Here is a 606-nt window from a genome sequence, read left to right as displayed (position 1 = left end):
CTGGTATTCCTGGTTGGATCTGCCCGAACCAGACGCCAGCTAGAGCCTTAGAATCGTCGACTCACCACCGGCGCACCGGTTAGGCAATGGTGCCAAGGTATGAAAGACTATTAGCCGGCCCGAGCATTCGGGAAGGCAATTATTGATCCCGCAAAGGAGTCACCATGTCGAAGCGTTCACGTAAGCGTAAAGATCGTAAGCGTGGCGGTGCCAACCACGGCAAGCGCCCAAACAGCTAAGCGATTTGAGCACAAAGAACCCCGTACCATTCGAAGTAACTTCGAAGGATACGGGGTTTTCTTTTTGGGTCTTTGAACGCGTGGCTTAGTGCCCGGATTCGGTGCGGATCTGCGAGATGCGCGTAATAATATTCATCTTCAGCTGCTGCGGGGCAGCCTCCTGGCAGCTACGGCGCACCACCGATCGAATGATGCACTCCAGATCGTACTGCTCGGTGCATTCCGGGCAGTGATCAAGATGTGCTTTAACATCTTTTAGGTCGCCCAGCGTCAACGCGCCGTCGAGGTACTCATAAATGCGTACCATGCGGTCATCGGCGCAGTCCCCCAATGAGTTACAGTCCATCGCTACTTCTCCGCTTTCTTC

2 protein-coding genes are annotated in these 606 nt (G+C 54.3%); one reads left to right on the top strand and one right to left on the bottom strand.

Annotation, left to right across the window (positions count from 1 at the left end):
• Window positions 1–164: 164 nt before the first annotated feature.
• Window positions 165–239, top strand: a complete 75-nt coding sequence (locus Q7C21_RS22475; RefSeq protein ID WP_374954809.1) for a 50S ribosomal protein bL37 — start codon at window positions 165–167, stop codon at window positions 237–239.
• A gap of 85 nt (window positions 240–324) precedes the next feature.
• Here Q7C21_RS22475 and rsrA read toward each other — a convergent pair.
• Window positions 325–606: mycothiol system anti-sigma-R factor (rsrA, locus tag Q7C21_RS22470; RefSeq protein ID WP_375151154.1), on the bottom strand; the 282-nt coding region annotated here is incomplete at its 5' end.

The sequence above is a fragment of the Pantoea sp. ANP04 genome, assembly GCF_041982285.1.
GTDB classification, from domain to species: Bacteria; Pseudomonadota; Gammaproteobacteria; order Enterobacterales; family Enterobacteriaceae; genus Pantoea; species Pantoea eucalypti.
The sequence above is the reverse complement of the archived record's forward strand: the minus strand, read 5'-3'. Positions and strand labels throughout refer to the sequence as shown.